The 10,474-nt window shown below is 39.5% G+C and carries 5 protein-coding genes; all 5 read right to left on the bottom strand.

Annotation, left to right across the window (positions count from 1 at the left end; genetic code table 11):
- Positions 1-52 precede the first annotated feature (52 nt).
- Entirely contained in the window at positions 53-2,362 is a 2,310-nt protein-coding gene (locus H9565_RS10440; RefSeq protein ID WP_215439327.1) for a GH92 family glycosyl hydrolase, read from the bottom strand.
- A 13-nt stretch (positions 2,363-2,375) separates the two neighbouring features.
- Positions 2,376-4,361: a glycosyl hydrolase 115 family protein gene (locus H9565_RS10435; RefSeq protein ID WP_215439325.1), complete on the bottom strand. Its 1,986-nt coding sequence runs from the start codon at positions 4,359-4,361 to the stop codon at positions 2,376-2,378.
- 172 nt (positions 4,362-4,533) lie between these two features.
- Positions 4,534-6,183, bottom strand: a complete 1,650-nt coding sequence (locus tag H9565_RS10430) for a RagB/SusD family nutrient uptake outer membrane protein (protein ID WP_215439323.1) — start codon at positions 6,181-6,183, stop codon at positions 4,534-4,536.
- A gap of 17 nt (positions 6,184-6,200) precedes the next feature.
- Entirely contained in the window at positions 6,201-9,245 is a 3,045-nt protein-coding gene (locus tag H9565_RS10425) for a SusC/RagA family TonB-linked outer membrane protein (RefSeq protein ID WP_215439321.1), read from the bottom strand.
- Positions 9,246-9,623: 378 nt separating this feature from the next.
- Positions 9,624-10,409 carry a 3-keto-disaccharide hydrolase gene (locus H9565_RS10420; protein ID WP_215439319.1) on the bottom strand — a complete coding sequence of 262 codons (786 nt, stop codon included), beginning with the start codon at positions 10,407-10,409 and terminating at the stop codon, positions 9,624-9,626.
- Between the last annotated feature and the right edge of the window lie 65 nt (positions 10,410-10,474).

Below are 10,474 nucleotides of genomic sequence, written 5' to 3'. Positions count from 1 at the left end.
TTGCTACTACACAATTTAAGCTTTTAAAAAACAACACCAAGATTAACCGCGTTTATTCTAGAACAGCATCCGCAGCCATTTCAAAATCTAGTGTACCTCCTTTACTAAGCAAATCATGTGTAATATTATACTCATCGTAAGCTTCCCCGTTCAATTGAATGTTTTTCACATACACATTGCCACTACTGGTACCGGGAGAATTTAGAATCAGGTTTTTACCATTTTGAAGCGTTATGCTAACCTTCTCAAAACTGGGGCTTCCAAATTCATATTTAGGGTTCTCCTCTGTTCCGCCATTCATTTGGAACAGCCCTATTTTCATCAATACCGCTAAACTACCCATGAGACCTTGATCTTCATCTCCGTTATATCCCGTGGATGGGGAAAGTCCTCCAAAGACAGTACTTGTTACTTGTCGCGACCAATATTGCGTTAGGTCCGGCCTACCCAATTTATTAAATATAAATGCGGTCTGGATAGAAGGTTGGTTTCCATAATTTATAGGAATGTTTCTATACTCCGGATGCAATTCCTGTGCATGGGAATTCCCTGCCGTAAACCCCAATTTTTGGGCCGTTTTAAACTGTTGGTCTAATTTTTCTACGGCTGTCGAATTCCCTCCCATTAATTGGGCCAACCCTTCCGGGTCATGTGGTACGAACCAAGTAGATTGTGCGCCATTGGACTCTATAAACCCGTTTTCATGCTCATAGGGACTATAATCTTCCTGCCATTTGCCATCTACATCCTTAGGTCTCATCCAACCTATGGAAGTGTCAAATACATTTTTATAATTCTGCGAACGTTTTAAAAAATAGTCCACATCTTCTTTTCTTCCCAGTTTTTTCGCCAACTGTGCCAAGGTCCAATCTTGGTAGGCATATTCCATGGTCATACTTGCCCCGTCTTGGTGCCCCCCAAATTTACCTTCAGGTATGGGGTGCGGCACATATCCATTTTTCAAATAGTACTCCAGTCCACCTCCAAGTATGGTATTGTGCTCATAGCCCGCTTTTGCCATAATACCACCGGACATATGATTTTTCTTTAAGGCTTCATAAATACCATCTAAATCTTCCGTGATGATTCCTTTTTGGATTGCCGTAACTATAAATGGCGTTGATGATGCTCCTGTCATAACATAGGTATAATTTCCGCCGGATGGCCCTCTTGGTACCATTCCGCCATCTTTATAATATTGCAACATAGAGTGGACAAATTCTTCCATAACATCAGGATACACCAAGCCCCACAGGGTGTTCAAAGTCCATTGAGCGCCCCAAAACGAATCCGAATTGTAATGATTAAATTTAGGTTTTCCATTCTCGTTGAGCGGTACTTGACCTACCCTAAAAGATTCTCCTGTATTATCCGGGTAGGCACCATTAGCATCACTAATTATTCTGCGGCCTTGCAATGCATGCCACAAATCCGTGTAAAATCTTTTTTGAGCAATTTCAGTACCTCCCTCAACCTTTATTCGGCTCAGTAACGTGTTCCATTCTGATTGAGAGTCTTTAACTACTTGGTCAAAATCCCAGTGCTGTAATTCCGTATCGGTATTACCTCTGGCATTCTTAATTGAGGTATAGGATATACCCGCTTTCATAAGAACTTCATCTGCCCCTTCTTTCAAAAAAACTAAATAGTTTCCGGTTTGATCATCTTTTTCTAGGGAAGCAATCTCCGTATTTAAGTCGATAGTAAAAAAAAGTTTTGTGGGCTTAGGCCTCCTACTGGTTTCCGCAATAAGCAATTCGCCCTGTAACGAAGTTTCATTTACTTGTTCCAGTACTCCATCTGTATTTTTATTTGGGCCCAACATTCCGTTTAGATTAAAAAGTACGGCTGCCCTTTTTCCGTTTTTAGGAAAGGAATACTTGTGTAGCCCTACCCTTTTGGTACTCGTAAGCTCTACATCTATATTATATTTTTCCAATTCCAAGGCGTGATAGCCTGGAGCTACTTTTTCTTTGTCATGGCTGAATTTTGATTTAAAATCTGTGTATATGGATTTTGCATTTGAATCATCAACGGTAACGGGCATGACGGACAGACCGGAAAGTTGCCAAGCGTGAATATGGCTAAATCCTTGAACGGTATCCACCTTATATCGGTAACCACTTCCCCAAGCACCGTCTACCTCTGTATCCGGACTTAGATTAACCATGCCAAAAGGTCTACTGGCAGATGAAAAGAAAAACCATCTTGAATTTTCAGTGTCCAATTGAGGGTAGACCAAATCCACAGGCTCTAAAGCGGTTACCTTTTGTTTGGACTCTACTTTAGTCTCGCAAGATGTGAATGCCATTATTAGCAGGAGACAGATTCCGTAGAAAGAAATTTTTGAAAATAAACTCATATAATACGTTTCTTTAACTTTTTGAATTGAGATTTGATTCAATTTGTTCCAACATTTTAAAAGTTGGAAAACCATTGTTAGGTCTTCTAATTTTAGGGTTGTACCAATTATCCCATTTTGCTGATTTATCGCCACTGTTTCTATTTTCATAGATTTCTTTTAATTGCAATTTAGCTTGAGGCAATAACGCTTTAATATCCGTAAGTAAGGCTTCATTAGGAACATCTTCATACTCCTTCTTTAAAACGGACATTTGATGCAACGTTCTTTCAAATTGAATTAAATCTTGATATAATACCGCAGGCAAATAAATATAGTCATGGAAAAAAGTCTCATTTTCTGTAGCAAGCTCAAGGCCCTTTTCAGCTTCTTTTACCGCTAGATTTATACGCTCTTGAATGACTTGTACATGTTCCAAATCATTTTCAACTCTGTTGTAATCATGAGAAACAGGTGATTTTCCCGGTCTTTGTATAGGGCTGTCCGATAGATAAGAAATGGCCTCCCTAATTTCCCAAAGGTGCTGCACATAACCAATCCGATTGGGTTGTGCCTCATGTAACAACTTCATTGAAGATACGGCCAAGGTAGCACTGTTGTCATTAAAATAGCGTTTGGTCCATTTGCTATAAAATGAAGCAGCTTCAAAATTATCAGGGTCATTACAGACCTCGGAATAGGCTTCTATATTTAGTAGAAAGGGTCTAAAATTCTGTCCGTTTACCAGGCAGAACTTATCTGCATCATAGGTACTGAACATATCCTTCATTACAGATTCTACCTTCTCTGGATAGGGATTGTGAACGGTATGGTTCAGCCAAAAACCTGCATGCATATAGGTCCCAAAGTTATAGCCGTCCGTGGCCTTTGGTAGATGCTCAAAATCTCCAAAACCATGGTCGGACCAGGCTACAATCCAATCTTTTGGCGGTCTAAAGCCATTGTTCCACATTTCCATACCGTCTGAGTAACACACCAACACTTTATCTGCATTGGGCTTGTACTCGTCTACCAAATCCCCAAAAGCCTTGTAAACCTGATTAAAGACTTCAATTTTACTTTCTCCACAACTACTTTCATACTCCCAATCCCATACCTGATGGCGTGGTCTAAGAATAAAAATATCCGTTTTTCTAAGTGGGGTTTCCTCTAAATAATAGCGCCAAGCCGTTAACCAATCTTCTTTATAGTCTTTCCAACAGGTAGCTTTATCTGCGGACATAGGATGTATTTGATAGCCCAGCGCAAAATCTATCGCCACCTTCATTCCTTTTTTTTGCGCGTAGTCTATCATCTTTTCAACATAGTCCACATCTACTTTATAGTCCGTTAGGTCTTTGTATTCAGGACGAATAAAAAACTCCGGTCTGCCCAACATATCAAATAATTGAATAGCGTTGTACCTGAGTCTTACCAGTGAATTTATCATCTCCGTATAACTCTCCCAATCATACTCCAACAGCTTACCCCTATAATTGGCCAGCTCATCTACATCATTCTCGAAATAACAAAGAATCGGCACTTTAGGCGGTACTATTTTCCTTTCCGAAAAGGCAAAAAGGTCAATTGCTTTCTTTTTTGACATTTCTTTTCCCGTCCAATATTGCAATGGATCAATCTCCAAAATTTCTTGGGCATAGTCATAAACGGCATATTGGAGCCCTTGCACATCGGAACCGGCCAATACAATTATCTCTTTCCTCTTCTTACTAGTTACTTTTGACCAAATGCCACCTCTGGGACCGGGATTTTCAGTAGTAATATTTATTTTGGATTGATTAAAAGTGGCTATCAAAGAATTTGACTGTGGCGTTCCTATAAGAATTGCCGGCGCTTTTTCAGGAACTATATTGATATCATTTACCACTGCCACCTCTCCCGATAACACCTTTTCCAAATCCTTTTGTAAATCTTCGGCAACATTTATCTCAGTTTTACTTACTTGCTTTCCGATAACAACATAGCAAATTGGTGATGGTTCTATGCTAAAAGAAGACAAGAGAAGTAGTCCTAACAGCAGGAATGACAGACAAAATCTTTGGCTAAATGGTAACATCTTCATCATGAATCTTAAATATACATGTACGGACTAGCGTCCTTTTAAAAAATATGGACAGGAATACCACTCCCGCCCATATTCAATCAACTCAAATTAACTAAACTCAATTATTCTAGTATCCGGGGTTCTGGGTCAAAGAACCATCCGAAAGTTCCAACTCGCTAGAAGGAATAGGTCTCAAAAGATGAACGTTAGGGTCAAAAGCACCGTGATCCTGTACATGTGGATTATGGGCATTTATACGTTCTTCCAATTTTCCCGTACGTTTTAGCACGGCCCATCTATTGGCTTCACCCGCTAGTTCCACAGCCCTCTCATCTAGAATATCATCTATGGTAATTGATGTGTATTCATTAGCTACTCCGGTGGCACGTTCTCTAACGATATTTAAATGGGTTAAAGCCGCTGAAGGATTTCCAGCACCCAAGTAAGCCTCGGCAGCCAGTAAGTGCGTTCCTGCTACCCTAAATACAAAGGTGTCGCGGGCGCCATCCGTGGCTTCACTAAAAATTTCATCATCAAACTTTTTGAAAATAGGAAAGTTGGTACGTTCCGGGTTCAAAGAGTACAAATAATTTACACCAGGTACATTTTCCGGTTGTCCAAATAAATACTGATCGGGTTGGTAAACCCAGTATCTGTCCAAGCGTTCTGCCAATTCTACGGCATCCAAGGCTACTTTAGGGTAGTATACAATTGTATCTCCGGCTACAATTGGGTCAGGCCCTTCCGGCTCATCCCCATCTGCAAGTATGGCCCTGTGTAGTGTTGCTTCGTCCCTGCTATCATTATCCGCAAGTAGGGAATAGAAAAACGGAGTAGGCATTGCATTAAAATCACTAAAACCATAGGGAGTTGTAGTTCTATTCACTCCTGGATAATTAGCTACCTGATTCATAAAAATGGAATGCTTGGTATTCACTTGATCAGTAGCAAGCCCATTGGTACCCCATTGAACAGCGAACAAAATCTCATCGTTTTCCTGATTGTCATATGCAAAAACTTCGGCGTAAGATTGACTTCTAATATCGTATGACCCGATTGCTTCTTCGGCAAGAGCTGCCGCAGTATTAAAATCATCCGTACTTCCGAATGAAGTATATGCCCTTGTTAAATATACCTCTGACAATAAATGTTGAGCGGCTCTTTTCGAGAATCTACCCGTTTCAGGCTCATCTAGTAAAACTGGGATAGCGTCTTCTAAATCACTAATAATCAAACTATAAGTTTCTTCTTCCGAACTTCTCGTATAATCCGATCGGATGCTAGTAGGTTCTTCTAAATCTAGAACCAACCCGCCATATTGTTGTACCATATTAAAGAATGCCAGAGCGCGTAACGCCTTTGCCTGAGCAATCCCATATGCCTTATCGCCTAATTTTGATTCAGACCAACTTATCTGGTTTTCGTATCGGTTAATGGCAGTATTGGCCTTGGCCACCACATTGTAATTTTTTGTCCATAAGGAGCCCCCAACACCGGAATCAAAACCGAAATAATCATTGACTGCAGAAACAGCATTCAATTCGGCTTTGACCGTAAATAAATCCGTTCCCAAAAATTGCAGATTATAGTCTTTATATACTTCCCTCAGGGTGGAATATACACCTACGACCAACTGATCGGCCGTACCTTCATCAATAAAATTTTCACTTGTTATATCAGAAAAAATATCTTCTTCAATATAACTATCGCATGCGCTAAAAGTAATCATACCAAGTAGTACGACGCCTATATGCTTTATTTTTATATCTAGTTTCATCTTAATTTTTTATAATGTTAAAAGGCAAGTTTAAGACCTAATAAAACTGTTTTTACCGCATAGGTCATGTTGTAAGAGTTCTGAAGCGCAGTCTCTGGATCAGGCCCTTTGTAATCCGTAAATGTGAACGGGTTTTGTACATCAAGGGACATTTTTAATCTTGACATTCTTAACTTGTCCGCCAAAGTTTGCGGAAATTGATAACCTAAACCTATATTACCCACCCTCACAAAAGAAAGGTCTTCGTACGTCCAACCTGTATCTCCATAATCTGGAATGGGATAAGTACCATCTGGGTTGTTAGGTGTCCAATAGTTTAAGTCCAAACTATTAAAAACGGCACCGTCTCCCGATGTTGAGAAATTCTGATAGAACTCAGAATGTCCGTAAGAACCTTGTCTGGTATACACCTGTACATTTAATTCCAAGTTCTTGTAGTTAAAAGTATTGGTCATACCCCCAATCCAATCCGGAGAGTTTTGACCTAACAACACCTTATCATCCTGATCAATTGTTCCGTCATTGTTCTGATCAACAAATTTGTACTGTCCGGGAAGGTCTCCGTAACTAGCCGCCTCTGCAGCTTCGTCTACTTGCCAAATGCCAGCAACTTCAGTATTCCAGATAGCATCAACAGGTGCTCCAATTTTTAAAACTCCATGATCACCAAAGGGAATTTCATCCAAATCACCATCAATCTCTACAATTTCATTTTTGTTTTTTGTAAAGTTGAAGTTAGTTCTCCATGAAAAATTATCCGTTCTAAAATTAACCGTATTTAAAGTTACCTCTATACCGCTATTACGAACAGAACCAAAATTACCAAGAGCACTGTTATAACCGGATATGTTGGATAAGGTTCTGGCCAGAATACTACCCTCTGTTTTCTTGTTGTAATATTCAAAACCTAAACCTATTCTATTGTTGATAATAGAAAGGTCTAAACCTAAGTTGTATTCCTTTGACACTTCCCAAGTTAAATTTTCATTAGGTAAGCCAGCAACGGTCTTTCCTACACTGGCATTCTCTCCAAAAAGATAGTTTGAAGCGGAAAGAAACGCTAACGAACTGTATGCATCTACAGTACTGTCATTACCGGCCTCACCATAACTAACACGTAACTTTAGGTTGTTAAGCCAATCTGCATTTTGAAGAAAAGCTTCTTCGCTAGCTCTCCAAGCGAATGCAGCTGATGGGAAGAAATTCCACTTGTTACCAGCAGATAATTTTGAAGAACCATCATATCTTCCGGTAAACGTAAACAAATACCGATCTTTAATAGAGTAATTTAAACGACCTGCAAAGGAAGCTAAGGTTTCTTTTTGATAGAAACTACCAAAATTGCGTATATCCGTACCTCCTTCGGTATTATAGAAAAGATAGGCATCCGTATCAAAATTTCTGACCTGTATATCGCTACCTTCTTTATTGTTGTAATAAATGGAAGAAATTAAAGTGGTCTTTAAATTATGATCTGGAGCCAAATCAAAATCAAAATCCAATATATTATCCCACGTATAAGCAGTATTAAAATCCGACTGGTAGTGAGATTGTATTCTACTAGGATCGTTACGCGATGATTTGGTCAAAAGACCACGGTACTCGCCAAAACGTTGCGAAGTTATATTAGGCGCAAACTGTGTTTTGAAGTTCAACCATTTTGTAGGCTTATAGTTTAAAAATACGTTTGCGATTACGTCTAAAGTCTTTGTGTTCAACCTCCAAGCCCCTTCTGCATCATAAGTTGGGTGCACGAAACGAAGATCTTGATCATCTGGAAACAAAATAGGTTCTCCGTCCGAATCGAAAGGGTTTACGGTTGGCGCCAAACGAAGCGTACTTCTAAACAGTTCCCTACTACCTTCCTCACGCTCGGCAAATGCTAAATAGGCCTTAACACCCACCGTAACTTTGTCCGAAACTTTCTTTGAAACCGAAGCACTTATATTGTACCGTTCGTATCCCTCAATCCCCATTACACCTTCATCACTTAAATATCCTAAAGATGCATTGTAGACCAGACCGTTAGTGCCTCCGGACATTCCCAAAGTGTGACTTGTTTGAATACCTGCCTTACGGTAAAGCTTCATCCAATCCGTATACCTGCCGTTGGCAACATTATCCGCTTCCTCATTGGAACTTTGGAATTCTGTAGAGCGGTCTATAACCACATTATTGTAATCCGCTACGGAACCATTTCCTTTCCAAGCTCTTGCCCTTAAAACATCGTCAACATATTGTACATACTCTGGACCGTCAAATAAATCGGGAATATTAGTAGCGGTACGAAGGCCAAAAGAAGAATCATATGTAAAAACGGTTTTACCTTCAATACCATTTTTAGTTGTAATGATTACAACCCCATTTGCACCTCTAGACCCATATATTGCCGTGGCCGAAGCATCTTTAAGAATATCCATTTGTTCAATATCCGCAGGATTCAACACGTTAATATCTTCAAAGAAAATACCGTCTACTACGTACAACGGTTTAGAAAGGTCATCGTTGAGATTATCACTTACACCATCACGACTTGCATTGGTGTTGGTAATTACCGTGTTACCTCTAATTTTTATGGAAAGTGGCGCCCCCGGTTTAGAACTCAACGTACGCACATCTACACCGGCAACCCTACCTTGTATGGCCTGGCCTATATCCGTTTTCTTTTGTTCCGTTAAAGTTTCCGTATCCAATGAAGCCACCGCCCCGGTTAAATCGCTCTTTTTTACGGAACCATAACCAATGACCACTACTTCATCAAGGCCCGTTGAGGCTTCTACCAATTCTATGGTATATGTTGATGCGCTTCCTAGAGCAACTTCTTTGGTTTCATAACCAATATATGAAACCACTAAAATTCCATTACCATCAGCTACCGAAATCGTGAAATTTCCATCAAAATCAGATACAACACCGTTACTGGTGCCTTTTACTAAAACACTGGCACCTGGCAAAGGTACATTTGCCTCATCAACAATGACACCCGAAATTTGTGTCTGTGCCCATGAAACAGTTGTCACCCCTATAAAGAGGAATGCCATTAAAAGTTTGAGTTTTTTCATTTTAATTAAGTTAGTTGAACATTAGTCCAAACCTAAGCTTCTTACCTCCCAACCTTATGGACATATTATTCAAAAACATGGATGAATCCCGCAACACCCCATGTTACAAGGGGTTAACATATATCTCAAATACTTATAAAAAACCTTCAGTTTGATAAAATTTCCATCAAATCATTGCTAATCATTCAATTTTAGAGCTCATATTTATAGAATAAGGATTTTACTTCCTTTATTACATGAATGCTACAACCATACAAAACTCTATCACCAACCAACCCAAATCCTCAAAAAAAACCTCTTGGATTCACATGAATCCAAGAGGTTTTTCAGTTTAAAAAAGACTCTAAATTACCGTCTGTTCAGACGAAAATTTGTGTTCTATAATTTTCTTAACCAAATGTTTCTGAACTGGGTTTTGTTACCATGGTCCTGCAATGAAATAACATCATCTCCATGAGCAGAAGGGTAATTATGAAGACCTATATAATAGGTATTTCCATTTATTACGGTATGGTTCTGAATTAAAACACCGTTATGAAGCACCGTAATTTCAGCTTTTGAATCCAATGTACCATCTTTTTTAAACCTTGGCGCTCTGTAGATCACATCGTAAGTATTCCATTCTAATGGGCTACGCATTGCATTAACCAAAGGCGCATGGTCTTTGTAAATACTTCCTGCTTGTCCGTTACGGTAGGTTCTATTATTGTACGAATCCAAAATCTGTAGCTCATATCTATTTTGTAAAAATAGACCGCTATTGCCACGTCCTTGGCTTTCTCCTTCTACCTTATCCGGTGCACTAAACTCAATATGCAACTGGCAATCACCAAATTTCATTTTTGTGCTGATACCGCCCGATCCAGGTACTACCTCAAAATGATCGTTATCTACAATTTTCCATGGTGCGGGCTTAGTATTGTCTGTTTGGCTAACCCATTGATCAAGACTACTTCCATCAAACAGAATAATGGCATCGGAAGGGGCATCGCCCAAAGTTTTTGCGGGAGTTACCACAGGGACTTCCGGTTCCCAGATTTCGGTCATTTCCGGCTTCATTGGCATTGGTGATACTTCCGGAGGAGTACTAGAATGTTTCTGTGCCGTTACTTGAAACGAAAGGGCCGCAGCGGCCAAAAAGAAAAAATATTTTTTTGAGTTCATAATGGTAATTACATTTTGTTTTGGTTCAGTATAATTTTAAAAAACTAAATATAGTTATAACTTCT

Origin of the sequence: Zobellia russellii (genome assembly GCF_018728565.1) — a bacterium.
GTDB classification, from domain to species: Bacteria; Bacteroidota; Bacteroidia; order Flavobacteriales; family Flavobacteriaceae; genus Zobellia; species Zobellia russellii.
The sequence above is the reverse complement of the archived record's forward strand: the minus strand, read 5'-3'. Positions and strand labels throughout refer to the sequence as shown.